Here is a 26,788-nt window from a genome sequence, read left to right on the forward strand (position 1 = left end):
TTAACGGCACTCTCGCCCTGCCGTCGAGACCACACCGAGACGCCACCGAGATCCCTGAGAGACCAACACAAAGGAGTTTGCCTTCCCTATGAGCTCTGCTGCTGCAGCGACCCCCTTCGCGGACCCCACGGATTCCCTGCTCGGGTGGGCATCCCACACCGAGCTCGAATTGTCTCAGAAGTGCGCAGATCCGGACCTGCAGTGGTTCGTGGAGACGAACCTCGGGGCGGATGAGCTGGAGCGGATCGATCGGCTCTTTGGGACCTTTGTTGCCCGGCAGCTCTCGGCGGGGGCGGATATCGACGCCCTTCTCGACGTCACCCCGGCCCTCGTCGTCACCACGGCGATCTCCCGGGCCGCCCGCCTCATGGAGCCGGAGGACTTCTGGCGCGAGTACCTCGTGGGCCTGGGCGTGCAGTCCTCGCCCGAGTGGGAGGAGGCCATGGAGCGGCACGCGCGCGAGGCCTTCGCCCGCAGCGGCCTCTACGTGCCCGAGGGGCCCGGGCTTTCCGGCGCGGAGCTCGCCCTTCTCCACGCGGGGATGACGGCGGCGGAGATCCCCGGCGTGCTCGAGGCCCTCGATACCTGCGACCCCGACGTCCAGGCCCTCCCGGAGGAGATCATGGAGGCGGTGCGCCCCCACCTCGATGGGGAGCGCCTGCCCATCCTCACCCGCCTCCTCGACGCCGAGGACTCCCTCCTTCGCTCCCTCATGGGCGGCATCCAGGCGGTGCGTCGGTTCTCGGTGGAACACCCCAGCTCCTGGCTCGATCGTGACCACTCCCACCTTGAGCCGCAGCTTCCCCGCCTTGTCCGCGAGGCCGTCGTCGCGGAGCTGCGCGAGCGCCCCGTCGGCACCGAGGACCGGGCGAGCGCGGTCGGCGTCGCCCTCCGTGAGCTGCGCCCGCGCATCATTCTCGACGCCGAGCGCCGCAAAGTCTGCGTCCGCCTCCCGGAGCAGCGGGTGGCGCCGGAGGAGTCAGGCCGCGCCGAGGTCTCCTGGCGCGTGAGCATTGAGGGCACGACGCGCCTCTTCCGCACCGGTCGGGCCTGGGGCGAGCCCACCTATGCCGAGGCCCTCGACATCACGCTGGATTCCCCGGTGCGCGAGGTCTCCGTCCTCGACGCCACGAACACCATCTCCTGGACCGTCCCCGTCCTCGCCGCCGATGACCCCGTCCTCATCTTCGCGGCGAATGGCCAGAACCTCTCCGCCAAGGCTTCCCTCCACCACCAGGAGCTCTACGTCCTGGCTCCGGAGGACGCCCGCCTCGTCGACGTCGTCACCGGCGAGGACCTCCCGGAGACCGACCGCTTCCCGATCGTCGGCTGGGAGCACTGGGCCTGCCGCCTGGTGGATGCCTCCACCGCGGCGAGCATCCAGGTGCTGCGCGCCGGGCATACGCCCTCGGCGATGCAGCAGCTGCGCTGCATCGATCCTCGCCAGCGCGTCCGCTTTGTCCACCCCGCTGAGCCCATCGAGTTCGTGCGGACAGCCGGCGGCCTGCGCGTCCACGACGAGTCGGTCGTCGCGGTCTTCCCGCCGACGCTCTCCGGTACGGAGGAGATCTGGTACCTGTCCATCTCCGCGTACGCGGGTGTCGGCGTTGCGGGGGAGGAGATCGCGGAGCCCGAGCCCCTCGAAGTCCCCGCCGAGGGTGGGGAGTTCCCCATCTTCGATCCCGAGGCCTACGACGCCCCCTGGGTGGGGGAGTACCTCATCCGCCTGCGCGGCCCGCGCAACGAGTCCTTCCGCCACCGCTACGGCATCGTTGAGGGCATGAGCACCTCGGTGGAGATCGGGGGTGGCACCTCCAGCCTGCGGATTCCCACGGGCGGCGGGCTCAGCGAGTCGAAGATCCGCATCCGCCACGGTGAGAAACCCTTCGAGGTGGAGCCTTCCCGCACGGTGCGCGTCGACGCCTCCTCCGCGGGCGCGGACGTCGTCATCTCCACCGACGAGGGTGATCGCCTTCCCCTCCGCTTCACCCCGCCGCGACTGCGCTACGAGGTCCCGCTGCTCAGCTACCCGCCGATGTGGCGCACCACCCGCCTCGAATGCCAATCCCGCTCCTTCGACCCGGAGGGTCACGTGCGCGTCCGCGGCACCGGCCGGATGGAGACACCGCGCATCATGATCCGCAACCACCATGGCTCCCCGCTGCGGACGGTCTCCATGAGCACCGATGACGGCGGCATCACCTGGGTCGCGCCCATGGCGCAGCTCGCGGCCTCCGCCGCCCTCCTGCCCTCCGGAACCCTCGACTGCGAGTGGACCGACACCGCCACGGACCGGCGCATTTCGGTCTCCCTCGCGGGCATGAGCTCCCAGCCGCATGCCACGGCGGCACGGATCGACGACGGCCACCTCGTCCTCGAGGACCTCGCCCCCGAGCGACGCCTCGACGCCTGGATCTGGCCGGACACCGCGCCATGGGCCCCGGCCACGACGATCACCATCGAGGGGGAGCGGACCCCGCTGCCGGAATCCCTCGTGGACGCCGGCCCGGTGCGGATCCAGCTGCACACCCGCGACCCGTTCATGAACCTGTGGTCCCCCCAGGCCCCGAGCCCCGGCGCCCTGCGCGCCGAGCAGCCCGGCTACTACACCGATCAGGATGAGGCGCTGAGTGAGCTCTCCGCCTTCCTCGCCGGCGAGCGGGAGGACGCCCCGGACAACGACGAGGTCCTCCCGATCCTCTGGGATCACCTCGGGGCGGCCTCGGCGAGCTCCCGGCCGGCGATCCAGGCGGCCCTGGAATCCCGCCCCTTCGCGGCGATCGGTGCGCTGTCTGGTTCGCTCGTCCCCGCCGAGCGCCAGCCCGGCCAGATCATCAACTCTGGCCTCGTGGGCGTGAGCTTCGACTCCGAATCGCTTCCCGACGATGACATCCACCCGGCCTTCCACTCGGCCGCCTGGCTGCACTGCCTGGCGGAGCTCTCCCGCATGCCCCGCCTGTGGCGCGAGGCGGAAGAGGCCCAAGCCTCCGGCGACGCCGAGGCGGCGACGGCCTGCCGTCGGCACGTGAGGGCCCAGCTGGATCGCATCGCGACGTGCGGCGGGAAAAATCTCGTGCAGACCCTCACGACGGGGCGCGACACCACCCTGGACAGCGCGTGCATCGACCAGTCCACCGTGCGCATCGCGGACATGGATCCCTCCCAGCAGGAGGCGCTGCTGGGCATGTTCTTCTCGAACGTCGAGGTCGTGCCCGGCGCCATCATGGAGGACGGCAATCGCCTCATGGCCGTCTTCGAGACCTTCCGCCAGCGCGAGAAGCTGCGCACTCTCATGACCTCCGAGGGGCTCATCAAGCCTGCCGTCAAGCTCCTGCGCACGATGCGCGGGGCGAATCGCAACCTCTACGCCGCCGCCCGCGTCCGATTCGACAAGCTCGACGGCGTCAACACGGAGGATCCGACGCACGCGTGGGCACTCGCCCCGGTGGTGTCCATGGTCTTTGCGCTCTCCGCCCGGATGCGCGCCCACGGGCTCATGGGCAAGTCCAAGACAATGGACGAGGCAGCCCGCGGCTGGGCCCAACTGGCCGACGTGGTCCCCGAGGTGGTCACCGGCGATATCGTCAGCGCGGAGGCCATGGTCCTCGCGATGCAGCAGCCCGGGGTGAACTAGCGGCCGCTACCATGGGGGCCATGATCAACACCCCGACGCTCATTATCGTTGTCGTCGCCATCATCATCGTGGTGGTGGCGCTGCTGCTTATCTGGGGAAATCATCGCCGCAAGTCCAAGCTTGTGAGCTTTGAGAAGCCCGCGGATGAGGCACCCAAGCAGCTGACGCAGCAGGAGAAGTCCGGAAACTACCAGGCGCACGGCGGCTTCCAGTTCGCTCCGGCAGCGCCGGGAACCCAGCAGAAGAAAGAGCCCGTCCTTCGCGACGACCAGAAGCTCCCCGAGACCCCGGCGCCGAAGGAGGCGCAGGCGACGCCCGTGACGCCCCCGGCACCGGAGCCCGCCCCGGCGCCTGAGCCGGAACCTCAGCTTGAACCTGAGGTCCGACCGGAGCCTCAGGCCGAGCCCGAACCCGAGCAGCCCGCCGAGGCTGCCGAGCCGGAGCAGCCCGCCGAGCCCGTCGAGGAAACGAAGCCGGTCGCACACGAGCCGGAGCCTATCGAGGAACCCACCGAGGAACCGGCTCCCGCTTCGGACCTGCCCTCCACCGCGGAGAAGCCGGAGAACCAGCCGGCCAGCAGCCCGGAGGAGGGGACCGCCGCCTTGGGCGAGCAGCCCGAGGAGGAGCGCGAGCCGCAGCCGGAAGCCATCGACGAGCCGGCGCCCGAGCCCGAGCCGGAGCCCACGCCCGCCGAGGACGAGGCCGAGGCCCAGGAGGCGGCTGCTGCGGCGGTCGCTGCGGCAGAGAGCGCGGCGGCAGCGAAGGAGAGCACCCCGGCCCCGGAGCCTGAACCGGAGGAGGAGCAGGCGGACGTCGTCGAGACCCCGGCGCAGCCTCAGGAGGACATCGCTCCTGCCGCCGGGCGCCTGGGCAGGCTGCGCGGGCGCCTCTCGCGTTCGCAGAATGCGATCGGCAAGAGTGTTCTGGGCATTCTCAGCGCGGGTGACCTCGACGAGGACGCCTGGGAGGACATCGAGGACACCCTGTACATGGCGGATCTCGGAGCGGTGGCGACCGAGAAGGTCATGGGCAGCCTGCGCTCCCGCATCGCGGAGCAGGGCGTGTCCAGTGAGGCCGAGGCCCGCGCCATGCTGCGCGCCTGCCTCATCGAGGCCTGCAAACCGGAGATGGATCGCTCCATCCGCGCCGTCCCCTCGGAGGGGAAGCCGGCGGTGGTCCTCGTAGTGGGCGTGAACGGCACCGGAAAGACCACGACGGTGGGCAAGCTCGCCCGCGTACTCGTGTCCATGGGGCACAGCGTGCTACTCGGAGCGGCGGACACCTTCCGCGCCGCTGCCGCCGACCAGCTGGAGACCTGGGGCCGTCGCGTCGGCGCGACGACCGTCCGCGGCGCCGAGGGGGCGGACCCCGCCTCGGTCGCCTTCGACGCCGTGGCCAAGGGCGTGGAGGAGCGCGCCGACGTCGTGGTGGTGGACACCGCGGGCCGGCTGCACACCTCGAAGGGGCTCATGGACCAGCTGGGCAAGGTCAAGCGCGTCGTCGAGAAGAAAGCCCAGGTTGATGAGGTTCTTCTGGTTCTCGACGCGACCGTCGGCCAGAACGGGCTCATGCAGGCGCGGATCTTCCGCGATGTGGTGGATATCAGCGGCGTCGTGCTCACCAAGCTGGACGGTACGGCTAAGGGCGGCATCGTCTTCCAGGTCCAGGAGGAGCTGGGCGTGCCGGTGAAGCTGGTGGGCCTCGGCGAGGGCGCCGATGACCTCGCTCCCTTCGAGGTGGAGGGCTTCGTGGACGCGCTGCTGGGCTAGCAGCCTCAGAAAAAACTCAGGAGACTACCCCCGAAAGTGGGGATGGGAACCAGATGGTCTGACGCCCGGTCAGACAAGAACAAGTGCGGTTGCACAGAGACTGATCCGATCAGAGAGATTCTGCTCACGGCTGGCAGGCGCCTCAGGGCGACTCCGGACTGGGCCCCTACGCCGAGGGGCCGGTGGCAGGGGCTTTCCGACGCGCTGGGTGGGGGTGTTCCCGGCGCGCTCCGTCGCGAATCTCTTCCTCTCTGTGTAGCCGCACTTCTCTGTGCGTAGGCGGCGCGGTCATGCCGGCGCGTGGAAGGGGAGCGGCCCGCGCGGGCACGTTCACCGTGGCCAGAGGTGTGCTTTGAAACCTGTCGGTCTATAGTTAGGAACTGTCCCTCGGGACGAGAATCCAGGTCACCTCTCGTCCCCGGGGACCACCACCGACCATCAGCGGATCCACCGCAGGGGATCCTGAAGAGAAAGGCCTCACCACGATGACAGAAACCGACCTGGTACAGGCCTCTGGGAATAGCTCGTGGATGCTCATTTCGGCGGCCCTTGTCCTTTTGATGACGCCCGCCCTCTCGCTCTTTTATGGGGGGATGTCGCGGCAGAAATCCGTCCTCAACATGATGATGATGAGCTTCGGCGCCCTCGGCGTCGTGAGCGTCATTTACGTCCTGTGGGGATGGTCGATGTCCTATGGGTCGCAATCTTTCCTGGGGCTTGTCGCCTCCCCATTCGAGTTTCTCGGGCTGAAAAACTCCATTACTGACGCCTCCGGCGCCTACATTGCGGGGGCCAACGGGTACCCGAACGTCATTGACGTCTGCTTCCAGCTCACCTTCGCGGTGATTTCGACGGCGCTCATCTCCGGCGCCCTCGCCGAGCGCGTGAAGTTCGGAACCTGGCTGCTATTTAGCGGGCTGTGGGCCACTTTCGCCTACTTCCCCCTCGCACACATGGTGTGGGGCGGCGGGCTGCTCAGCCACAGCGCGTCCGGGCTGTCTGCCGCCCTGTTTGGAACCACGGTGGAGGAGGGGGAGACCGTCGCCTCGGTGGCTCCCATCGACTTCGCCGGCGGGACCGTCGTGCACATCTCTGCGGGAACGGCGGCCCTGGTCCTCGCGTTCATTGTGGGTCAGCGCCGGGCCTTCCTCCGCCACTCCCACCGCCCGCACAACCTGCCCCTCGTCATGCTGGGCGCCGCCCTACTGTGGTTCGGCTGGTTCGGCTTCAACGCTGGTTCGGCGTTCGCGGCGGATGGTGTGGCTGGGCTCGCCTGGATCAACACGACGGCGGCAACGGCGGCGGCGATGCTCGGCTGGCTGCTCGTCGAGAAGCTGCGCGATGGGCATCCCACCTCGCTCGGGGCGGCCTCGGGCGTCGTGGCCGGCCTCGTCGCGATTACGCCGGCGGCGGGGGACCTCACCCCGATGACGTCACTTCTCCTCGGCGTGATCGGCGGTGTTCTCGCCTGCCTCGGCGTGGGCTTGAAGTACCGGTTCAAGTTTGATGACTCCCTCGACGTCGTCGGCGTCCATCTCGTCGCCGGTTTGTGGGGCACGGTGGGCGTCGGTCTCCTGGCGACGGACCGTGGCTGGTTCACCGGAGGTGGCATGGATGGGCTCAAGCTCTTCATCGTCCAGATCCTCATCGCCCTCGTGGCGATGCTCATCTCCGGCGTCGTGACTGCGATCATCGCGGTCATTCTCAAGGCGACGGCCGGCTGGCGCCTCGAGGACGAGGACGAGGCCCGCGGCATTGACATTACGATGCACAGCGAAACGGCCTATGACACCGTCGGACCCGATATCCGATGAGGACAGGCGGGACGCGCTAAAATTTTCGCCGTGGTTCCCGCCCAAAACTGTCGCTTAACGTGAGGAGAACCCCATGAAGCTCATCACCGCCATCGTGAAACCTTTCACCCTGACGGATATCAAGGACGCGCTCGAGGACATCGGTGTCCACGGGATGACCGTCACCGAGACCCAGGGCTTTGGCCAGCAGAAGGGCCACTCTGAGGTCTATCGCGGCGCCGAGTACGCCGTCGACTTCGTCCCCAAGCTGAAGATTGAGGTCGTGGTCGACGACGCCCACACCGACGACGTCGTCAACGCCATCGTCGAGTCTGCCCGCACCGGCAAGATCGGCGACGGCAAGGTGTGGGTCAGCCCGGTCGAACAGGTCGTGCGCGTGCGCACGGGAGACCGTGACGACGCCGCGTTGTAAAGACCTCGCGGAGCGCCGTCTCCGACGGGTCGAGGAGAAGGAGGAGCTGCTGCGCAGCCTGCCCCTTCCACCGGGGTGTGCGGTGGCGGCGACCGGCTCGCTTGCACGCCGGGAGCTCACCGCCTACTCCGACATCGACCTCATCCTCCTCCATCCTCGGAAGAAGGTCCCCACCGAGGAGGAGGTCTCCGCCCTGTGGTACCCCCTGTGGGACGCGGGCGAGAGATTCGACTACGCGGTGCGCACCCCCGAGGGCTGCGGCGAGATCGTCCTCGAGGACGCGGCGGCGGGCCTCGCGCTCCTCGATCTCCGCCACATTTGCGGGGAGGAGGAGGTGTCCGCCCGCGCCCGCCAGATGGCCCTCAAGGCGTGGCGCCAGCAGATCTCCCGCATCCTAGACACCGTCGTCGATAGTGCGACGAAGCGCTGGCGCCGCGCGGGGCCCGTCGTCACCATGACCCGGCCGGACCTCAAGCACGGCCGCGGCGGGCTCCGTGACCTCGACGTCATCCGGGCACTCGCCCTCGCCCAGGTGGCCGACGCCCCCGATCTCCACGCCCAGCGAGAACTCCTCCTCGCGATCCGCGAACTCCTTCACGAGCAGGTGAAGAGAAACCGGGACATCCTCGAACCCGAGTACAGCGCGGACATCGCGGCGGAGCTGGGCTATCGCTCGCGCTATGACCTCGCGAGGCAGCTCGCGGCGGCCGCTCGCGACGTCGACGAGGCGCTCACCACCACGCTGGCCTCCGCGCGGGCGCTCCTCAACCGCCGGCGCCCTGTCGCGCGGCGGATACTCAGCGAGCAGCGGCGTCCTTTGGAACTGGACGTCGTCGAGGCCCACGGGCACGTGACCCTCGCGCGGAACCCGCGCCTGGATGACCCGGGTCTGCCGCTGCGCGTCGCGGCCTCGGCTGTGCGCTATGGGCTGGAGATTGATCCCGCCACGTGGGGGCGCCTCGAGCAGACTCCGCCCCTGCGCGACCCTTGGCTCAAGGCCCATACCCAGGACTTTTTCGCTGTCCTGTCCTCCCCGGAGCACTCGCGCCGAGTGGTGAAGGACCTTGATCGTCACGGGCTCTGGGAGCGCTGCGTGCCGGAGTGGTCCCGGGTGCGGGGCATCCTCCCCGCCGAGCCCATCCACATCCACACGATCGACGAGCACCTCCTCGTCACCGTCGAGCAGTGCGCGCGCCGCTCGGTCACCGTCGCGCGCCCGGATCTCCTGCTCCTCGGTGCTCTGTTCCACGACGTCGGGAAGGGGGAGAACCGCCCGCACGAGCAGGTGGGGGCAGAGCTCGTGGCACAGATGGCCGCCAAGCTGGGCTTTCATTATCAGGATTGCTCCCGGGTGCAGACGCTTGTCGCCGAGCACACGACGCTCGCCAAGCTGGTGGCCACGCGGGATCCCTCGGATCCAGATACCGTCGACACCCTTCTCGACGCCGTCCACCACGATCAGCTCACCCTCGAGCTCCTCGGGGTGCTCACGGAGGCCGACGCCCGCGCGACCGGGCCGGGGGTGTGGACGCGCCGCCTCGAGCGCGGCCGGGACGAGCTCCTGCGCCGCGGGTTGGCCCAGCTGCAGCAGCTGCATTATGTTCACCCCTCGGCTCCGATGGTGCATGCCCCCTCTGAGCTCGGCATCCACGAGGAGCTGGAGGATGGATTCCCCGTCCTCTACTGGCGGGGCGAGCACCTCCGCCAGATCGTGCGGATCCTCGCCCTCTGCGCCGCGAAGGCATGGAACATCGAGGCCACGCGCTGCATCCGCACGAAGGAGGGCTGTGCGGCGGAGATCGTCGTGAGGCCCACGACGGGCAGCCAGCGCATCGACGAAGCCGACCTCGTGCAGACCTATCGCTCTGGCGTGCACACGGTGCTCCCCGAGGTGCCACCGCGCCCCTGTGCGATCTTCTGGCACGAGTCCATCATGGAGATCCGCACCCCGGATCACTTGGGCGTGGTAGGCGAAATCCTCCGCGTCCTGCCGGAAACGGAGTGGATTGACCTCAACAATGTGGGGGAGACGCTCATCCTCCGCGCGGCGCTCACCCCACCGTGCCAGAGGGCCCAGATCGAACGCGACGTGACCCGCGCCTTGGGTAACAGTTAGCATAAGGTGACCTAGCGAATTATCTGTAAGGGAGAGCAGCAACGTGTTTGAGTCGTTGTCTGATCGGTTGTCCGGTGCGCTGAGCGGCCTTCGTAGCAAAGGGCGCCTCACCGAAGCCGACATCAACGCCACCGCCCGAGAAATCCGACTCGCCCTGCTGGAGGCCGATGTCTCCTTAAGCGTGGTCCGCGGATTCATCAAGCGGATCAAGAAGCGTGCGCTCGGCGTTGAGGTGTCCGAGGCCCTCAACCCGGCCCAGCAGGTCATCAAGATCGTCAACGAGGAGCTCATCCAGATCCTCGGAGGCGAGACCCGGCGGCTGAACCTCGCGAAGCGCCCCCCGACAGTCATCATGCTCGCCGGTCTGCAGGGTGCCGGTAAGACCACCCTGGCCGGTAAGCTCGCGCTCCACCTCGCGAAGCAGGGGCACACGCCCATGCTCGTGGCCTGTGACCTCCAGCGCCCGGGCGCGGTCCAGCAGCTGCAGATCGTCGGCGAGCGCGCCGGGGTGCCGACCTTCGCCCCCGATCCGGGGACGGCCCCCGACTCCTCCGAGCACGAAATGGGCACGAGCCACGGCGATCCCGTCGAGGTCGCCCGCGCGGGCATCGAGGAGGCTCGACGCCAGCAGCACGACGTCGTCATCGTGGACACCGCCGGCCGCCTCGGCATCGACGAGACGCTCATGACCCAGGCGCGCAACATCCGCGACGCCATCGACCCGGACGAAGTCCTCTTCGTCATCGACTCCATGATCGGCCAGGACGCCGTGATGACCGCCGAGGCCTTCCGCGATGGCGTGGACTTCACCGGCGTCGTCCTCACCAAGCTCGACGGCGATGCCCGCGGCGGCGCGGCGCTCTCCATCCGCGAGGTCACCGGCAAGCCCATCCTCTACGCCTCGACGGGCGAGAAGCTCGAGGACTTCGACGTCTTCCACCCCGAGCGCATGGCCAGCCGCATCCTCGGCATGGGTGACATCCTCTCGCTCATCGAGCAGGCGGAACAGACCCTCGACGCGGAGAAGGCCGCCGAGACGGCGTCGAAAATTGGCTCGGGCGAGCTGACCCTGGAGGACTTCCTCGAGCAGATGCTCATGATCCGCCGCATGGGGCCCATCGGCAACCTTCTCAAGATGCTGCCCGGCGGCAAGCAGATGAACCAGATGGCGGATATGGTCGACGAGAAGCAGCTCGACCGCATCCAGGCGATCATCCGCGGCATGACGCCCGCCGAGCGGGCTAACCCGAAGATCCTCAACGCCTCGCGCCGCAAGCGCATCGCGAATGGTTCGGGCGTGTCGGTCTCTGAGGTCAACCAGCTCGTCGAGCGCTTCTTCCAAGCCAAGAAGATGATGGGCAAGATGGCCGGCCAGTTCGGCATGGGCGGCCGCAAGGCCACGAAGAAGAAACCGAAGGGCCGCAAGGGCAAGAATGGCAAGCGCAAGCCGCCGAAGCGCACCGGCGGTGGCGGCGGCATGCCCGGGATGCCCTCCATGGCGGAGCTGCAGAAGCTTCAGCAGCAGATGGAAGGCGGCCAGGGTGGTGGCTTCCCCGGCATGGGAGGCATGGGGATGCCCGGCGGCATGCCGAAGGGCCTGGAGAACATCGACCTCAATAACCTGGACTTCGGCAAGGGGAAGAAGTAAGGGACGACGAGCACCCCCGGCTTGCCTGACTCGGCGGAAAGAGAATGCCCCGGCGCTGGCCGGGGCATTCGTGCTGGTGGGGGATCTGCAAAAAGCTGAAGAAAGCTGCAGGGAGCTAGAGCATGTCGTTGGCGTTGACGCCGTGGTGGTCCCGAAGCCGGGGATTGGCCCCGGCGCGGAGGAAGACGTCGACGATGGCAGAATCGGGATAGTTCCTGGCGGCGGCGTACCACAGGGGAGTGCGGCCCTCGGCGTCACGCATATCGACGGGAGCGCCGGCGTCGATGAGGACCTCCGCGACGCCATCCGCGCCGGACATCGCCGCATAGTGTAGGGCGGTCTTGCCGCTGTCATCCACGGCCGCAACATCAGCGTGGCGGCACAGCAGTGACGTGGTGGCCAGCAGGTGATCCCGTTCAGCTGCCAGCATGAGAATTGTTTTGCCGCCGGAGACACGAACATTGACGCCGAGACGCGTCACGAGGGCGTCGAGTCCCTCACGGTCATAGGCCTGAAGGAGCGTGTCAATCCTGGATTCATCGGTGTATCTGACCAGAGTATGCGGGATCCGCAAAACAGGAGATGTCACAGCGATTAATCTACAACGCGGGTCAAGCCCGCGCATACATCGTGGACCAATTGTGTGGATGCGCGCGGGAGGGTATAATCCCTCAAGTTGCTTCCGAGCACATGACCATCCTGCGTTACACCGTCATCGGCTACGGCCGACCGGTGGTCACGCGCAGGCTAAATCCAAGGGTTGAACCGGCTCTCCGCCTCCTGTGGGGAGCGTCTGAACTGCCCAGTGACCACAGAAAGAGGAACCATGGCTGTCAAGATCAAGCTGCAGCGTCTCGGTAAGATCCGTACCCCGCACTACCGCGTGGTGGTGGCTGATGCCCGCACCCGCCGCGACGGCAAGGTGATCGAGAACATCGGCATCTACGAGCCGAAGCAGGAGCCCTCCCTCATCAAGATTGACTCCGAGCGTGCCCAGTACTGGCTGGGTGTGGGCGCCCAGCCCACCGAGCCCGTCCTCGCCCTGCTCAAGGTGACCGGCGACTGGCAGAAGTTCAAGGGCCTCCCGGGCGCCGAGGGCACCCTCAAGGTTGCCGAGGAGAAGCCTTCCAAGCTGGACCTCTTCAACAAGGCTCTGGCTGAGGCCAACGAGGGCCCCACCGCCGAGGCCATCACCGAGAAGAAGCGCAAGGCTCGCGAGGAGAAGGAAGCCAAGGAAGCTGCGGAGAAGCTGGAAGCCGAGAAGGCTGCCGCCGCCGCTGGCGAGGCTGACGCCGAGGCCGAGTCCGAGGAGTAATTCCCTCCGCTTCGTGCACGTGCCGCCATCCCCTGACCTGGGGCGATGGCGGTTTTTCGTGTCCGTACTGCTACCATGAGTTCTATGGAAAACCGGGATGAGCAGGCTCTTCGTGCGGCCAAATTGTATTACCTTACGGGTTTGGGCCAGGCGGAGGTTGCCAAGGAACTCGGCGTATCCCGGCCCACCGTGTCGAAGCTCCTTAAACACGCGAAAGAGCGCGGCTTCGTCGTCATCGAGGTGCATGACCCCCGGGAGAGCAGCGGCGAGGTCGCCGAGCGGCTCATGAACCGCTACCGGCCCTATGGGGTGCGGGAGGTCCGCGTTGTGGAGGCGCCTCGGGATCGCCTCGAGGAGCTCCTCCGCGAGCTCGGCCGTGCTGGCGCGGAGATCCTCACCCGTGAGGTGCAGGATGGTGACCAGGTGGGCGTCTCCTGGGGCCGCACGATGTACGCGCTGGCCAAATCCCTGGAGTACTCCCCCCGCCATGGGGTGGAGATTGTGCAGCTCAAGGGGGGTATGAGCTACACGCGCAAGAGCACCAACGACATGGAGACTATCAACCTCTTCTGCCGTGCTTTCGACGCCGATGCGCGTACCCTCCCGCTGCCCGTGATCTTCGATAACGCGGAGACGAAGCGCATCGTGGAAAGCGACCGCCACATCGCGAGCCTCCTCGAGCGTGGCCGGAATACGGACATCGCGGTGTTCACCGTCGGCCACGTGCACCCGGACTCCTTGCCGCTCACCCTGGGCTACCTCCGTGATGAGGAGATCGAGGCCCTGGCTACCGAGGCGGTGGGTGACGTGTGCTCCCGCTTCTTCAATGAGCGCGGCGAGATCGCCATCCCGGAGATCAATGACCGCACTGTGGGCATTTCGGTGGAGGACCTCGCAGAACGCCCGGTGAAGATCCTCGTCGCCGGAGGCCGGTGGAAGGCCGCTGCCATTGACACGGCCGTCCGCATGGGTTTGGCCTCCCACCTGGTGACGGACGTCGATACGGCGGAGGAGATCCTCGCACAGCCGGAGGTTCATTAACGACGACGACGGGCCCCGGATGGTTGTCACCGGGGCCGGTCGTGTGTGCTGGGCCGTGGAGTGGGGCGTGCCTTAGAGGGCAACCACCCCGACGATCGCAGCGTTGAGGATGTTGGTGCAGAAGCCTGCGAAGAGGGCGCGGAGGCCGAGCTGGGCGACCTCGCCGCGGCGTTCAGGGCAGAGCGCGCCGAAGGAACCGATCTGGATGGCGATGGAGGAGAGGTTGGCAAAGCCGGCCATCGCGAAGGTGGAGATCATCACGGCCTTGGGCGAGAGCTGAGCAACGTGCTCGGAGAAGGAGGTGTAGCCGACGAACTCGTTGAGGATGGTCTTTTGACCAATGAAGCTGCCGACCAGCCCGGACTCGTGCCACGGGACGCCGATGGCCCAGGCCAGCGGGGAGAAGATGAGGCCGAAGAGCCCTTCGAGGGACCAGTTCTCCTGGCCGAAGAGGTGGCCGATCCCGCCGAGGATCGCCGAGAGCATCGCGATGAGAGCGATGAACGCGATGAGCATGCACGCGACGGAGACGGCGATCCGACCACCGGCCATGGCACCGGCGCCGAGGGCGTCGATGATGTTCTTGTTCTCCTCATCGCGGACGTTGCGAACGTTCGCGGATGCCCGGGATTCCTCAGTCTCCGGCATCAGGGCCTTCGCCACGAGCAAGGAGCCCGGGGCGTTCATAATGGAGGCGGCGAGGAGGTAGGGGAGAGGCGCACCCAGGAGCGAGTAGCCGATGAGGGTGGAGCCCGCCACCGAGGCGAAGCCGCCGCTCATACAGGTGAAGAGCTCAGAGCGCGTGAGCTTGGAGAGCCAGGGGCGGATGACGAGGGGCGCCTCGGACTGCCCGAGGAAGATGACGGTGGCCGCCCAGACGGACTCCACCTTGGACGTCCCCAGGATCTTGCCCAGGCCCGTGCCGACGATCTCCACGAACCACTGGAGAACGCGCAGGTAGTAGAGGGCGGCGATGATCGCGCCGAGGAAGATGATGACCGGCAGGACGTTGAGTGCGAAGACGAAGCCGATGTTGTCACCGAAGAGCGGGCCGAAGACGAAGGACGTGCCCTTCCCGGTGAAGTCGATGAGCTTCTGAACGACGTCGGCCGTCCAGCGCAGGGCGTGGAAGCCGGGCTCCCACTTGAGGACGATGAGCGCGAAGACCACCTGGAGGAGGAGGCCGGCGCCCATCGTGCGCCACTTAATTTGGCGGCGGTGCGAGGAGAAGAGAACGAGAATAGCGAGGATGAGGACGATGCCGATGAGGCCTTGGAAGCGTTCCATGGTGGCTACTCCTCATCCAGCGCTTCGGGACCGAAAGAGTAGGGCAGGATCTTCTCGAAGGGGAGGCTGAGGGGCTCTCCATCGGGGCCTTCGACGATGACCCGTTCGCACTGGAACTCGCGGAGTACCTGGCGGCAGGCCCCGCAGGGCCAGCAGGGGGCGGCCTTGAGGCCGATGACGGCGATGGCGCTGATGCGCTGTGCACCATATTGGGCAACCATGGTGGTGATCGCGTTACGCTCGGCGCAAATGGTCTCCCCATAGGCGGCGTTCTCCACGTTGCAGCCGGTGACGAGGTGCCCTTCGCCGTCGATCAGGGCGGCACCAACTGGGAAGTGGGAATACGGGACGTAAGCACGGTGGGCGACTTCTCGAGCGGCGTCCAACAGGGCGGTATCGCTCATGAGCGTTGTAGAAGTCATGCCGGGATCCTTTCTCCTAGACCACCGAGGGCACTGTGAGAACATTCGCAAAAGTGCCCATTGACAATTGTTCTAGCCAGTAAGATAATCGGGTCATAGGCATTGGCGCAAGAAATCTGGATCACAATTTTCGACCTGCGCCACCACCCCCTCTCTCAAGGAGCAGAACAATGACGGAAGCATTTGACGTTGTCGACGTCATCCGTACCAAGCGTGACCGTTCCGAGCTCAGCACTGAGCAGATCCAGTGGGTCATCGACGCCTACACCCGGGGCGTCGTGGGTGACGAGCAGATGGCTGCCCTCAACATGGCCGTGTTCCTCAATGGCATGAACCGCCGCGAGATCGTTGATTGGACAAAGGCCATGATCGCGAGCGGCGAGACCATGAACTTCGATTCCCTCAGCAAGCCCACCACGGATAAGCACTCCACGGGTGGTGTCGGCGATAAGATCACCCTCCCGCTGGGGCCGCTGGTGAGTGCCTTCGGCGTCGCCGTTCCGCAGCTCTCCGGCCGCGGACTGGGCCACACAGGCGGAACCCTCGACAAGATGGAGTCCATCAAGGGCTGGGATCCCAACATGAGCAACGCCCGCATGATGGAGATCCTCGAGGACTCCGGCGCGGTTGTTGCCGCCGCTGGCTCGGGCCTTGCCCCGGCCGATAAGAAGATCTACGCACTGCGGGACATCACGGCCACCGTTGACTGCATCCCGCTCATTGCCAGCTCCATCATGAGCAAGAAGATCGCTGAGGGCACCGCGGCCCTCGTCCTCGACGTCAAGGTCGGTACCGGCGCCTTCATGCGAGACCTCGATCATGCTCGGGAGCTGGCCCGCACGATGGTGGACCTCGGCTCGGATGCCGGTGTCAAGACCCGCGCACTGCTCACCGACATGAATGTCCCGCTGGGCCGGACCATCGGCAACGCCCTCGAGGTCCGCGAGTCTGTGGAAGTCCTCCAGGGTGGCGGCCCGGCGGACGTCGTCGAGCTCACTTGTGAACTCGCGCGCAACATGCTCGACCTGGCTGGCGTGCACGATGCCGACGTCGAGGAGGCCCTGAAGGACGGCCGCGCGATGGATTCCTGGCGCCGCATGATTAAGGCCCAGGGCGGTGACCCGGATGCGCCGCTGCCGGTCGCGACGCACACGCACGATGTCGTGGCAGACAAGGATGGCTACGTCACGGAGCTCGACGCGCTGGCGCTCGGCGTGGGCTCCTGGCGCCTCGGCGCGGGCCGCGCCCGCAAGGAGGACCCGGTGCAGGCGACCGCCGGCATCGAGATCCACGCCGGCTATGGCGAGAAGGTGACGAAGGGGCAGAAGCTCCTCACCCTGCACACCGAGACCCCGGAGCGTTTCGAGCGTGCTCTCGAGAGCATCGAGCCCGGGCTGAGCATCGGTGATACCCAGCCGGCCCCGCGCACCCTCATCCACGAGATCATCCAGTAGAGCAGCGCTCAGCACTCACGAGACGATAGGAAGGACACCTCCATGCAGCGAGAAGAGCTCGCAGCGTACATTGACCACACCCTCCTCAAGCCCGAGGCAACACCGGAGGACGTGGCAGCACTCGTGAAGGAGGCGGCGGATCTGGGGACGTACTCCGTGTGCGTGTCTCCCTCCCAGCTTCCCGTCGAGACCCCCGAATCGGTCAAGGTCGCCACCGTGTGCGGCTTCCCCTCCGGGGCCCACCACAGCGCGATCAAGGCAGCTGAGGCGAAGGATTCCGTCGCCAAGGGTGCCGACGAAGTGGACATGGTCATCAACCTCGCCCTCGCGAAGACCGGGGATTTCGACGGGGTTGAGGCTGACATCCGCGCCGTCCGCGAGGCCATCCCCGGCGCCGTGCTCAAGGTCATTCTGGAAACCGCAGCGCTGAGCGATGAGGAGATCACCGCCTGCTGCCTCGCGGCGGAGAAGGCCGGAGCCGACTTCGTGAAGACCTCCACCGGGTTCCACCCCGCGGGTGGGGCGAGCGTTCACGCCATCAGCGTCATGAACGAGGCCGTTGGCGGGCGGCTCGGGATCAAGGCCTCCGGCGGCATCCGGGACACGGAGACCGCGCTCGCTCTCATCGAGGCGGGGGCCACCCGGCTTGGGTGCTCCTCCTCGCGGGCCATCGTCGAGGGGGCATGATGAGCGCTCTCCTTGACTGTGCCCGCCAGTGGGCGGAGCACGACCCCGATCCGAGCACCAAGGAGGAGCTGCTCGCGCTCATCGACGCCGAGGACGAAGAAGAGCTGGCCACCCGCTTCGCGGGGCCCCTCTCCTTCGGCACGGCCGGGCTGCGCGGGAAGATCGCCGCCGGTGAGTCCTGCATGAATCAGGCGACCGTGATGAAAGCGACGGCCGGCTTGGCGGCGTGGCTCACCTCGAAGGTGGAGGAGCCCGTCGTCGTGGTGGGATGCGATGCCCGTCATGGCTCCGCCCAATTCCACCGCGCGACCTGCGGCGTGCTGGCCGCAGCGGGGTGCAAGGTTCTGGCCCTGCCGACCCAACTTCCCACCCCGGTGACCTCCGCGAGTGTGCGCCACTACGACGCCGATGCAGGCATCATGGTGACCGCGAGCCACAACCCGCCGCAGGATAACGGCTACAAGGTCTACCTGGGCGGCCGGATCTGCGCGGAGGACGCCGAGCGAGGTGTGCAGCTCATCTCCCCGGCGGATCGTGAGATCGCCGATTGCATCGCGGCCACCCCGCCTGCCGACCAGATTCCCCAGTCCTCCGAGGGAATCACCCAGCTGGGGGACGAGGCACTCGAGGCCTACCTGGAGCGCGTCTGCTCCCTCGTTCCGCACAGCACGCGGAGCCTGCCCATCGTCATCACCGCGATGCACGGCGTGGGTGGGGCGGTGCTCGAGACCGCGCTGCACCGCTGCGGCTTTGAGACGGTCATCCGGGTGGCGGAGCAATTCGATCCCGACCCCGATTTTCCCACCGTCGCCTTCCCGAACCCCGAGGAGAAGGGTGCTCTCGACCTCGCCATCGCGACGGCCGAGCGCGAAGGCGCCGGCCTCATCCTCGCCCTCGACCCGGATGCGGATCGGTGCAGCGTCGCGATCCGCGAGGGCTCGACATGGACGCAGCTAAGTGGCGACCGTGTGGGAGCACTCCTCGGCGAGGACTGCGCCCGCCGCTGGGAGAGCGAGGGACAGAAGGACCAGGACACCATGGCGTGCTCCATCGTGAGCTCGCGCATCCTCGAGCGCATCGCCGAGGCTCATGGCCTGTCCTTCCAACCGACCCTCACCGGCTTCAAGTGGATCGGCCGGACGCCGGGCCTCGTCTTTGGATACGAGGAGGCGCTGGGCTACTGCACCGACCCGCGCTATGTGCGCGATAAGGACGGCGTGAGCGCCTGCCTGCGCGTCGCGGACCTGGCCTCCCGCATGGACCTCGCCCAGCTGGGCCAGGAGATCGATGCAGCATACGGGGTTTACCTCACCCGCCCGCTGACCCTCCGGTTCAGCGACCCCGCCCAGATCCGCGAGAGCCTCGCGGCCGTCATGGACAATCCCCCGCAGTCCCTCGGCGGCAGCCGGGTGACGGCGACGACGGACCTCTCCACCGGCTACCGGGGACTTCCCGGCACCCCGGGCATGGTGCTGGACATGGAGAGCGGAGACCGCGTGGTCATTCGTCCCTCCGGTACGGAGCCAAAGCTCAAGTGCTACCTCGAGACCGTTGCCCCTGATCGCGAGGAGGCCACCGCCCGCATGGACGCGGTGGAACGCGACCTCGCTCGGGCGCTCGGAGTGAACTAAGAGAGGAAAAGGAAGGCCCGCCCCCCGTGAAGGGGGCGGACCTTCGTGCTACCTCCTGCCCGCGCTAGGAGGTGTGAGCGGAGCGCGTCACTCAGTGGGCGCAGGCTGGGCCGCGTGCGCCCGCTCCGATCGGGCGAGGATGGCGTCGGAAATGACGTAGACCAGAGCGCCAACCACGCCGATGATGACGAGGATCCAGCACACCGTGGCCTGAGCCTCCGCCTCAGCGCCGTGGGCGGAGCTGAGGAAGCCGAGGAAGTTCGGGGAGAGGTCGATGAGCTTGGCGGTGTAGCCGATGCCCGCGGGGATCGCTATGTTGATCGTGAGGTTGTAGAAGCCGATGGCGATGCCCGACTTCGCCGCCGGGATCGTGCTCAGCGCGGAGTTCACGAGCGGGGCGTACATCGTCGCGAAACCACCAGAGAAGAGCACAATCGCGAGGACGATGACCCACAGGGGGCCGTCGATGAGGGCGGCGATCAGCACCATCGCGAGGACGATCATGCTAAGCGCCAGGTACATCGTCTGCCGGGAATTGAGGACGCGCGCCACCCGCCCAGACAGGGCGCCGAGCAGCGCGCCGGTGGCGTAGCCCGGCGCCATGAGGAGGCTCGCGACGTCGAGGTTCATGCCGTGCAGATGGTGGACGGCATAGGGGACGACGAGGGTGGTGATGCCCATCTGGGTGGAGTAGATGATCGCCACCGTGATGAGCGCAAAGACGTAGCGCCAGTTTTTAAAGAACTCCGGGCGTACGAGGGCGCGGGGGTTGCGGATCACGTGCACGATGAAGAACACCAGGGCCACCACCGCGAGGAGCAGCCACGGGAGGTTCGGGGTGTTGAGGAAGAGCATGGCCGCCGTCGAGACCACGGTGATGTAGAAGAGGCCGAGGATATCGAGATGGCTGCGGGTGGATTCCTCCTCGGGGACCTTCTTTGCCACGAAGGGAATGGCCACGAGCGCCAGGCACGAGAGGAGGAACATCGCCGTCCAGGAGATGTAGGTGGCGATGAAGCCGCTCGACAGCGTTCCGAAGAGGATGGCGAGTTGGAATGCCGAGGTGGAAAAGCCCAGGTAGGTCTTCTGATCCTTCTCCGGCAGGTGCTTGGTCACGTAGATGACGTAGAGCGTCTCCGCGGCGGCAAGGCCCGCCGTCTGGATGATGCGGCCTGTGAGAACGACGGACCAGCTGCTCTGCCCGACGAAGCCGATGATCGAGCCCACCGCCGTGAGGATAAGCCCCACGATGAGAAGCCGACGGATGGAGAAGCTATCGGCCAGCGCCGCGTAGACGACGGCGCCGATGCCGATAATGATGCCCGTGAGCGTCGCCTGAAGCGAGGCGGAAGAGGCCGAGAGGTGGAAATTCTCCTGGATCGCCAAGGCCATGAACTTGAAGCCATTGTCGATGATGAGGCTGAAGATGAAGGTGATGAGGAGAATGGGGACAGCGGCTTTGGGGGAGAGGATCTTCTTCGTCATGACAGCGCCGCCAGGGGGAGAGCGAGTTCCATCATGGTGGTGAAGGCCTTTTCCCGTTCCTCCGGGGTGGTCTGCTCGCCGGTGACGAGATTGTCCGAGACGGTGAACACGCCGAGGGCCTCGGCCCCCGCCTCCGCCGCCACCGCGTACATGCCCGCGGACTCCATCTCGACGCCCAGCACGCCCATGCGCGCCCAGCGTTCGTTGACGGTGTCGTCGAGGTTGTAGAACACGTCGGAGGAGAGGATGTTGCCGACGTGGATGTCCACGCCCCGGCGATCCGCCTCCTCGCTGATGGCCTTGAGGAGTTTCCACGAGCAGATGGGCGCGTACGTCCCAGGGGTGTTGAAGTGCTCGACGAAGCGCGAGTCGGTGCACGCCCCCTGCGCGACGATGATCTCATAGGGGGCGAGGTCCGGCTGGAAGGAGCCGCAGGAGCCCACGCGGATGATCCGTCGCGCGCCGAAGATGTGGATGAGCTCATGCGTGACGAGGGAGACCGAGGGGATGCCCATGCCGGAGCCCATGACGGACACCTCCTGCCCCTGGTAGAGGCCGGTGTAGCCGAGCATGTTGCGCACCTTGTTGAACTGCACGGTCTCTTCCAGGTAGGTCTCCGCGATGAACTTGGCCCGGAGAGGATCACCGGGGACCAGGACGGTCTCGGCGATGGGGGCGCCATGGGGATTGATGTGTGGGGTAGATGGCATGACCTCTCCTTCGTGAGGGGGATAGTGCTCGGGCGAATAGCGTGCTTAAGTCACAGGCTACGAGCGTCGAGAACACCCGTCAATATCCCCACTGACAAATGTTCCCCATGCGGGGGAGAGGGCCACCACACCCCACCCCAGCTGCTACATTACGTAGCCATGGAGCTCATGATTGGCCGTGTGGTGAAGTCGCACGGAGTGCGCGGCGAGATCGTCGTGGAACCGACGACGGACGAGCCGGCGGAACGTTTTGCCGTCGGTGAGGTTCTTCGTGGAGTGCAGAAGAACGCGGAGCATCGACTGACGATCGCGGCGGTGCGCCCTCACCAGGGCAGGCTGCTCATCCGCTTCGAGGAGATCGCCGATCGCACGCAGGCCGATACGCTGCGCGGAACCCGCTTCATGGCTGCCCCGCGCGAGGACGAGGATGACGATGGCTTCTACGATCACGAGCTCGAGGGGCTGAGCGTGCTCCACGAGGGCACGGCCATCGGCGCGGTCACGGGTGTGTCGCATCTGCCGAGCAACACCCTCCTCGAGGTGCGCATGGACTCGGGCAAGGACTGCCTCATCCCCTTTGTCCACGCGATCGTCCCGGAGGTGGACCTGGAGAAAGGACACATCCTCATCACCCCGCCCGAGGGGCTGCTGGACCTGTAGCCCGCGCCGTGCCCCCGCGGCAGGTGGGTGCGCGCCCGCGCGATGATTCGACGACACAACCTGGAGGAAGCCCCCATGCGCATCGACGTTCTCACGATCTTTCCCGACTACGTGGAGCCCCTTCGCCACGCGCTGCTTGGCCGGGCGATCGAGCGCGGGATGCTGAGCGTCGGCGTCCATGACCTGCGCCAGTGGGCGCCGGGGGTCCACCAGTCCGTGGATAGCCCACCGTGTGGCGGCGGCCCCGGCATGGTCATGAAGGCCCCGGTGTGGGGCGAGGCCCTCGACGACGTCGCGGCGGGCACCGGCCCGGCGGCCGCCGCGGAGGATCTGCTCAGTTCGGTGCCGCACCGTCAGCGTGAGCTCCACGATGACCTCTCCGGTTCGACCCCGGAACCCTATACCGCGAGCGAGGACGACACCTCCCGCCCTCTTCTCATCGTCCCAACACCCGCCGGCGCCCCCTTCACCCAGGCGGATGCCCAGGCGTGGTCGAGGGAGGAGCACATCGTCTTCGCCTGCGGCCGCTACGAGGGGATTGACCAGCGCGTGCTGGAGGATGCCGCCCGGACTTATCGCGTCCGTGAGGTCTCTCTGGGAGACTATGTCCTCATTGGTGGGGAGGTCGCGGTGCTCGTCATGGCGGAAGCGATTGTGCGGCTCATCCCTGGTGTTCTGGGCAATCACCTCAGCCATGAGGAGGACAGCTTTTCCGACGGGTTGCTGGAGGGGCCCTGCTATACGAAGCCGCGCTCCTGGCGTGGCCTGGAGGTCCCGCCGATCCTCTTCTCCGGGAATCACGCGAAGATTGATCGCTGGCGCCGGGACCAGGCCTTGCTGCGCACCCAGGAGCGACGGCCAGAGCTGCTTGACCAGGTGGAACTCAGCCAGCGGGATCGCGCATGCCTGGACCGCGGGGTGTCGCCCGAGGAGGATGCGGGGGCCTAACCCGCGTCGCTGGCCACCGCGTTGATGAAGGCCGCCCCGCGCGTGGCATCCGTCGAGCTCACAACGAGGGGAAGGCGGTGGTCCCGTGAAATGCGGATCCCGGGGCCGCGGCGCATGATGAGTCCCAGGCCGCGGGGGCCTAGCCGGACTCCCCACCCCGCCCAGGCGAGAGGCGTGACCACGCAGGGGCGAGCGGAGCGAATGCTCTCTGCGGGCAGAGTCCAGCGGGGCCAGCGCCAGGGGCCGAGAGCGATCCTCACCCCGCGGTGGGTGGCCATGATGGTGAGTCGGCTGAGCTGGACGAGCATCGCATTCATGGCGAGGAGAAGAATGCCGAGCCCCACCCAGTGATCGGGGGCGGCCGCACGTCCCATCGCTCCGGCGGCGGGAGGGACAAGCAGGTAACACACATAGGCGATCTGGACGATGCTGATGGCAATCCAGAGTCCCGCCGGAAGCGTCACTGAGTCGCACCACACGGCGCTCTCTCCGGGATCAAGGCTGAGGCTGCGCGCGGGGGCGGTGTCCTCGGCCCCCTCGCCGGCGAGGATCGCGACGGCCAGAGCGCCGAGGACGGCAAGGAGAATGCTCGCGAAAAGGACAACGATGCCCAGGCGCTCCTCTCCTGGCGCCGGTGGGGAGCCGACGCCGACAGCGTTGAGAATCACGATTCCGAGGGAGAACACGGCGAAGAAGAGCGCCACCGCGGCATACATCGCGAGGGCCGTCCGCGGCGCCTGGCTGAGAAGGGCCCCGAAGAAGAAGGCGGTGAGCGCCAGCAAGTTGATGCAGGCGAAGAGGAGGAACACGGAGGGGAGCGCGAGCCCGCCGAGGTGGCCGTCGAAGCCTACCGTGGTGCTCATGGGGGAGGGAAGCCGCGGGCCGAGCGCGAGGCTCAGCCCGATGCTCATGCTCATCGGCAGGAGGACGAGCGCGAAAGCGACCCAGCGTCGGATGCTCATGGGCTAGCGCACTCCGCGGACACCCAGCCCCGCGACGAGGTCGGAGAGGCGGAGGCCTTGGTCGCGGGCGAGGCTCGCGAGCTCGTCGAGGACCTTGTCGACGGCGGTACGCTCCGGGCTCGCGGAGATGAGGACTGTCGCCCCGCGCCCCCGGCGGAGCTCGATGACGCCCGCCTGCGCGAGCTCACGATAGGCGCGGAGCACTGTGTTGCGGTTGAGCGACAGTCCAGCCGCGAGATCCGAGGCGGAGGGCAGCTTGTCCCCGGCGCTGAGCGAGCCCTCCGCGATTTCCCGGTGGACAGCGGCGATGAGCTGCTCATAGATGGGCGTCGAGGAACTCGGGTTGATAGAGAGCAGCATGAGGCACCTTCCAGGAAAGGGGGAGTTGAACCACTCTAAATAGTAATTCCCCGCGGGGCGTCCGCGAGGATCACCCCCCGAGGCCGAGGGCCCCGCCCTCCCGCGCCCCCGCTAAACTACACGGAATGATCGCGAGAACGATTGCCACGGAACTCGATGTCGATGAGCACCACGTCGCCGCCGCGCTCACCCTCCTCTCCGAGGGGAACACGGTGCCCTTCATCGCCCGCTATCGCAAGGAGATGACGGGTGGGCTCGACGACACGCAGCTGCGCCACATCGAGGAGCGTTCCACCTACCTCGCGGAGCTGGAGGAGCGGAAGGAAAGCATCCTTGACGCTATCGGCGAGCAGGATAAACTCACGCCGGAGCTGGAGGCCCTCATCCGCGAATGTGACTCCAAGGCGCGGCTCGAAGACCTCTACCTGCCCTTCAAGAAGCGCCGAAAGACCAAGGCGGATAAGGCGCGGGAGGCGGGGATCGATCCGCTCGTTGATGTGCTGGTCGCTCACCCGGAGCGCTCCCCGGAGGAGGAGGCGCGCTCCTATATCACCTCAGGCTATGAGGACACGGCGGCGGTGCTGGCGGGCGCCCGGGCGATCCTCATCGACCGCTTCGCCACCGACGCGGACCTCGTCGGCGAGGTACGCGAGTGCATGTATGCGACGGGGCGGATGCGCGCCAGGGTCGTCGAGGGCAAGGAACAGGAGGGGGCCAAGTACCGCGATTATTTCGACTTCGCGGAGGACTTCCGCTCGCTGCCCTCGCACCGGATCCTCGCGCTCCTGCGTGGTGAGAAGGAGGGTGTGCTGAGCCTTCACCTCGATGCCGGGGAGGCGGAGCCCTATGAGGGCATGATTGCCCGCCACGCGGAGCTGGATACCGCCACCTCGGAGTTCCTTGCCGAGGCAGTGCGCTTTGGCTGGCGGACGAAGCTCGAGGTCTCCTCGGGCCTCGACGTCCGTTCCCGCCTCCGCGAACGCGCGGAAGAGGAGGCCATCCGGGTCTTCCGCGATAACCTTAAGGATCTTCTCCTCGCCGCCCCGGCTGGGCAGCGCGCCACCCTGGGCTTGGACCCGGGCTATCGCAACGGGGTGAAGGTGGCCGTGGTGGACCCCACCGGCAAGGTCTGCGACACCGTCATTGTCTACCCGCACCAGCCGCGCAAGCAGTGGACAGAGGCCGTTCACACCCTCGCGACGCTGTGCGCGACCCACGGCGTCGAGCTCATCGCGATCGGAAACGGCACGGCCAGCCGCGAGACCGATTCCCTCGCCAAGGAGGTCGCCGATCTCATCGCCCAGGCGGGAGGTGCGCGGCCGACCCCGGTAGTGGTGAGCGAGGCCGGGGCGTCCGTCTACTCCGCGTCGGCCGTGGCCGCCCAGGAATTCCCCGACATGGATGTCTCTCTGCGCGGCGCGGTGTCCATCGCGCGCCGCCTCCAGGATCCGCTCGCGGAGCTCGTGAAGATCGAGCCCAAGGCCATCGGCGTGGGGCAGTACCAGCATGATGTGAACCAGACGGCGTTGGCGCGCAGCCTTGATGCCGTCGTTGAGGATGCGGTGAACGCGGTGGGCGTCGACCTCAATTCCGCCTCCGCCTCCTTGCTTTCGCGGGTGGCGGGGATCAACCCGACGGTGGCCTCCAACATCGTGAGCTACCGCGATGAGCACGGCGCCTTTCCCTCCCGGAAGGAGCTCGGCAAGGTGCCGCGCCTCGGACCGAAGACCTTCGAACAGTGCGCCGGCTTCCTTCGCATCCGCGGGGGAGAGGAGCCGCTTGACGCCTCCGCCGTTCACCCGGAGTCCTATTCCGTTGTGCGCGCCATCGTCGCGGAGACGGGATTGAGCGTGCCGGAATTGATGGGGAACGACGCCGTCCTCGCGCGCCTCAACCCGGCGGCCTTCGTCGATGAGGAGCACGGTGAGCTCACGGTGGCGGACATCCTGGCGGAGCTGAAGAAGCCCGGCCGCGATCCGCGACCCGAGTTCCGCACAGCCCAGTTCCACGAGGGAATCGAAAAGGTCTCCGACGTGAAGCCGGGCATGATCCTCGAGGGGACGGTCACCAACGTGGCGGCCTTTGGCGCGTTCGTGGACATCGGGGTGCATCAGGATGGCCTGGTGCATGTCTCAGCGATGTCCCGCTCCTTTGTCAGCGACCCGCACGAAGTCGTGCGCTCGGGCGAGGTAGTGAAGGTGAAGGTCATCGACGTGGATGTGGACCGGCAGCGGATCGGGCTGAGCCTGCGGCTCGATGACGAGCCCGGCGGAGATAAGAAGCCGGCGCGCCGGGCCCGCGCGAAGGGAGATCACCAGGGGAAGAAGGCGGCGTCTCGGCGTCGGCACCCCTCGCGGAGGCGCGACGGGGGAGCCGCACCGCAGGGCTCGATGGCTGAGGCGCTGAAGAAGGCGGGATTTGGCCGCTAGCTGC

General features: G+C 67.1%; 21 protein-coding genes. 14 read left to right on the plus strand and 7 right to left on the minus strand.

Annotated features, from left to right (window positions below; translation table 11 throughout):
• Positions 1-88 precede the first annotated feature (88 nt).
• From L1O03_RS04025 to ffh, 6 genes are all read left to right on the plus strand, one after another.
• Positions 89-3,634, plus strand: coding sequence for a hypothetical protein (locus L1O03_RS04025; RefSeq protein WP_236118158.1), 3,546 nt, complete (start codon positions 89-91; stop codon positions 3,632-3,634).
• Between the two features lie 23 nt (positions 3,635-3,657).
• Positions 3,658-5,403 carry a signal recognition particle-docking protein FtsY gene (gene ftsY / locus L1O03_RS04030; RefSeq protein ID WP_420830299.1) on the plus strand — a complete coding sequence of 582 codons (1,746 nt, stop codon included), beginning with the start codon at positions 3,658-3,660 and terminating at the stop codon, positions 5,401-5,403.
• A gap of 485 nt (positions 5,404-5,888) precedes the next feature.
• The gene (locus L1O03_RS04035; protein WP_236118160.1) at positions 5,889-7,217 is read left to right on the plus strand and encodes an ammonium transporter; all 1,329 of its coding nucleotides are present in this window, start codon (positions 5,889-5,891) and stop codon (positions 7,215-7,217) included.
• 73 nt (positions 7,218-7,290) lie between these two features.
• Positions 7,291-7,629 (plus strand): P-II family nitrogen regulator, encoded by a 339-nt coding sequence (locus tag L1O03_RS04040; RefSeq protein WP_236118161.1) that lies wholly within the window; start codon positions 7,291-7,293, stop codon positions 7,627-7,629.
• Positions 7,610-9,745, plus strand: a complete 2,136-nt coding sequence (locus L1O03_RS04045) for a [protein-PII] uridylyltransferase (protein ID WP_338026121.1) — start codon at positions 7,610-7,612, stop codon at positions 9,743-9,745. The genes L1O03_RS04040 and L1O03_RS04045 overlap by 20 nt, the downstream gene beginning before the upstream one ends.
• Before the next feature lie 43 nt (positions 9,746-9,788).
• Positions 9,789-11,393 (plus strand): signal recognition particle protein, encoded by a 1,605-nt coding sequence (gene ffh, locus L1O03_RS04050; RefSeq protein WP_236118162.1) that lies wholly within the window; start codon positions 9,789-9,791, stop codon positions 11,391-11,393.
• A gap of 115 nt (positions 11,394-11,508) precedes the next feature.
• Here the strand turns inward: ffh and L1O03_RS04055 are convergent, their stop codons facing one another.
• Positions 11,509-11,982, minus strand: coding sequence for an ankyrin repeat domain-containing protein (locus tag L1O03_RS04055; RefSeq protein WP_236118163.1), 474 nt, complete (start codon positions 11,980-11,982; stop codon positions 11,509-11,511).
• Between the two features lie 237 nt (positions 11,983-12,219).
• Here L1O03_RS04055 and rpsP point away from each other — a divergent pair, with 237 nt between their 5' ends.
• Positions 12,220-12,708 (plus strand): 30S ribosomal protein S16, encoded by a 489-nt coding sequence (gene rpsP / locus L1O03_RS04060; protein ID WP_236118164.1) that lies wholly within the window; start codon positions 12,220-12,222, stop codon positions 12,706-12,708.
• A gap of 84 nt (positions 12,709-12,792) precedes the next feature.
• Positions 12,793-13,749, plus strand: a complete 957-nt coding sequence (locus L1O03_RS04065; protein ID WP_236118503.1) for a sugar-binding transcriptional regulator — start codon at positions 12,793-12,795, stop codon at positions 13,747-13,749.
• 72 nt (positions 13,750-13,821) lie between these two features.
• Here the strand turns inward: L1O03_RS04065 and L1O03_RS04070 are convergent, their stop codons facing one another.
• Together L1O03_RS04070 and L1O03_RS04075 are read right to left on the minus strand one after the other, a co-directional pair.
• Complete coding sequence (locus tag L1O03_RS04070; protein WP_236118165.1) at positions 13,822-15,036, minus strand: NupC/NupG family nucleoside CNT transporter; 1,215 nt, start codon at positions 15,034-15,036, stop codon at positions 13,822-13,824.
• Between the two features lie 5 nt (positions 15,037-15,041).
• Entirely contained in the window at positions 15,042-15,458 is a 417-nt protein-coding gene (locus L1O03_RS04075) for a cytidine deaminase (RefSeq protein WP_236118166.1), read from the minus strand.
• A 170-nt stretch (positions 15,459-15,628) separates the two neighbouring features.
• Here L1O03_RS04075 and L1O03_RS04080 point away from each other — a divergent pair, with 170 nt between their 5' ends.
• From L1O03_RS04080 to L1O03_RS04090, 3 genes are read left to right on the plus strand one after another with little or no spacing between them, the layout of a single operon-like run.
• On the plus strand, positions 15,629-16,912 hold the full coding sequence (locus L1O03_RS04080; RefSeq protein WP_236118167.1) for a thymidine phosphorylase: 1,284 nt from the start codon (positions 15,629-15,631) through the stop codon (positions 16,910-16,912).
• 42 nt (positions 16,913-16,954) lie between these two features.
• Positions 16,955-17,599: a deoxyribose-phosphate aldolase gene (deoC, locus tag L1O03_RS04085; RefSeq protein WP_236118168.1), complete on the plus strand. Its 645-nt coding sequence runs from the start codon at positions 16,955-16,957 to the stop codon at positions 17,597-17,599.
• A complete protein-coding gene (locus tag L1O03_RS04090; protein ID WP_236118169.1) occupies positions 17,596-19,230 on the plus strand; it encodes a phospho-sugar mutase in 1,635 nt (544 codons plus the stop codon). The genes deoC and L1O03_RS04090 overlap by 4 nt, the downstream gene beginning before the upstream one ends.
• 87 nt (positions 19,231-19,317) lie before the next feature.
• Here the strand turns inward: L1O03_RS04090 and L1O03_RS04095 are convergent, their stop codons facing one another.
• Positions 19,318-20,715: an MFS transporter gene (locus tag L1O03_RS04095; RefSeq protein WP_236118170.1), complete on the minus strand. Its 1,398-nt coding sequence runs from the start codon at positions 20,713-20,715 to the stop codon at positions 19,318-19,320.
• Complete coding sequence (gene deoD, locus L1O03_RS04100; RefSeq protein WP_236118171.1) at positions 20,712-21,425, minus strand: purine-nucleoside phosphorylase; 714 nt, start codon at positions 21,423-21,425, stop codon at positions 20,712-20,714. Before deoD ends, L1O03_RS04095 begins: the two co-directional genes overlap by 4 nt.
• Positions 21,426-21,584: 159 nt before the next feature.
• Here deoD and rimM point away from each other — a divergent pair, with 159 nt between their 5' ends.
• Together rimM and trmD are read left to right on the plus strand one after the other, a co-directional pair.
• A complete protein-coding gene (gene rimM, locus L1O03_RS04105; RefSeq protein ID WP_236118172.1) occupies positions 21,585-22,085 on the plus strand; it encodes a ribosome maturation factor RimM in 501 nt (166 codons plus the stop codon).
• A gap of 75 nt (positions 22,086-22,160) precedes the next feature.
• Positions 22,161-23,033, plus strand: a complete 873-nt coding sequence (gene trmD, locus L1O03_RS04110) for a tRNA (guanosine(37)-N1)-methyltransferase TrmD (RefSeq protein WP_236118504.1) — start codon at positions 22,161-22,163, stop codon at positions 23,031-23,033.
• On the opposite strand, the gene L1O03_RS04115 is transcribed toward trmD, so the two are convergent.
• A complete protein-coding gene (locus L1O03_RS04115; protein WP_236118173.1) occupies positions 23,030-23,995 on the minus strand; it encodes a hypothetical protein in 966 nt (321 codons plus the stop codon). The genes trmD and L1O03_RS04115 overlap by 4 nt on opposite strands.
• 3 nt (positions 23,996-23,998) lie before the next feature.
• Complete coding sequence (locus L1O03_RS04120) at positions 23,999-24,355, minus strand: GntR family transcriptional regulator (RefSeq protein ID WP_236118174.1); 357 nt, start codon at positions 24,353-24,355, stop codon at positions 23,999-24,001.
• A 125-nt stretch (positions 24,356-24,480) separates the two neighbouring features.
• Between L1O03_RS04120 and L1O03_RS04125 the strand changes: the two genes are divergently transcribed.
• Positions 24,481-26,784 carry a Tex family protein gene (locus tag L1O03_RS04125; protein WP_236118175.1) on the plus strand — a complete coding sequence of 768 codons (2,304 nt, stop codon included), beginning with the start codon at positions 24,481-24,483 and terminating at the stop codon, positions 26,782-26,784.
• Positions 26,785-26,788: the final 4 nt, after the last annotated feature.

The organism is Corynebacterium uropygiale (genome assembly GCF_021568315.1).
Classification (GTDB): Bacteria; Actinomycetota; Actinomycetes; order Mycobacteriales; family Mycobacteriaceae; genus Corynebacterium; species Corynebacterium uropygiale.

What these genes read in the sequence shown, in the direction of transcription:
- L1O03_RS04025 (WP_236118158.1), top strand. Translation starts at nt 89, where the DNA reads ATGAGCTCTGCTGCTGCAGCGACCCCCTTCGCGGACCCCACGGATTCC.
- L1O03_RS04115 (WP_236118173.1), bottom strand. Translation starts at nt 23,995, where the DNA reads ATGAGCATCCGACGCTGGGTCGCTTTCGCGCTCGTCCTCCTGCCGATG.
- deoD (WP_236118171.1), bottom strand. Translation starts at nt 21,425, where the DNA reads ATGCCATCTACCCCACACATCAATCCCCATGGCGCCCCCATCGCCGAG.
- L1O03_RS04125 (WP_236118175.1), top strand. Translation starts at nt 24,481, where the DNA reads ATGATCGCGAGAACGATTGCCACGGAACTCGATGTCGATGAGCACCAC.
- trmD (WP_236118504.1), top strand. Translation starts at nt 22,161, where the DNA reads ATGCGCATCGACGTTCTCACGATCTTTCCCGACTACGTGGAGCCCCTT.
- rpsP (WP_236118164.1), top strand. Translation starts at nt 12,220, where the DNA reads ATGGCTGTCAAGATCAAGCTGCAGCGTCTCGGTAAGATCCGTACCCCG.
- L1O03_RS04095 (WP_236118170.1), bottom strand. Translation starts at nt 20,715, where the DNA reads ATGACGAAGAAGATCCTCTCCCCCAAAGCCGCTGTCCCCATTCTCCTC.
- L1O03_RS04120 (WP_236118174.1), bottom strand. Translation starts at nt 24,355, where the DNA reads ATGCTGCTCTCTATCAACCCGAGTTCCTCGACGCCCATCTATGAGCAG.
- L1O03_RS04040 (WP_236118161.1), top strand. Translation starts at nt 7,291, where the DNA reads ATGAAGCTCATCACCGCCATCGTGAAACCTTTCACCCTGACGGATATC.
- L1O03_RS04075 (WP_236118166.1), bottom strand. Translation starts at nt 15,458, where the DNA reads ATGACTTCTACAACGCTCATGAGCGATACCGCCCTGTTGGACGCCGCT.
- L1O03_RS04035 (WP_236118160.1), top strand. Translation starts at nt 5,889, where the DNA reads ATGACAGAAACCGACCTGGTACAGGCCTCTGGGAATAGCTCGTGGATG.
- L1O03_RS04090 (WP_236118169.1), top strand. Translation starts at nt 17,596, where the DNA reads ATGATGAGCGCTCTCCTTGACTGTGCCCGCCAGTGGGCGGAGCACGAC.
- deoC (WP_236118168.1), top strand. Translation starts at nt 16,955, where the DNA reads ATGCAGCGAGAAGAGCTCGCAGCGTACATTGACCACACCCTCCTCAAG.
- L1O03_RS04065 (WP_236118503.1), top strand. Translation starts at nt 12,793, where the DNA reads ATGGAAAACCGGGATGAGCAGGCTCTTCGTGCGGCCAAATTGTATTAC.
- L1O03_RS04070 (WP_236118165.1), bottom strand. Translation starts at nt 15,036, where the DNA reads ATGGAACGCTTCCAAGGCCTCATCGGCATCGTCCTCATCCTCGCTATT.
- rimM (WP_236118172.1), top strand. Translation starts at nt 21,585, where the DNA reads ATGGAGCTCATGATTGGCCGTGTGGTGAAGTCGCACGGAGTGCGCGGC.
- L1O03_RS04080 (WP_236118167.1), top strand. Translation starts at nt 15,629, where the DNA reads ATGACGGAAGCATTTGACGTTGTCGACGTCATCCGTACCAAGCGTGAC.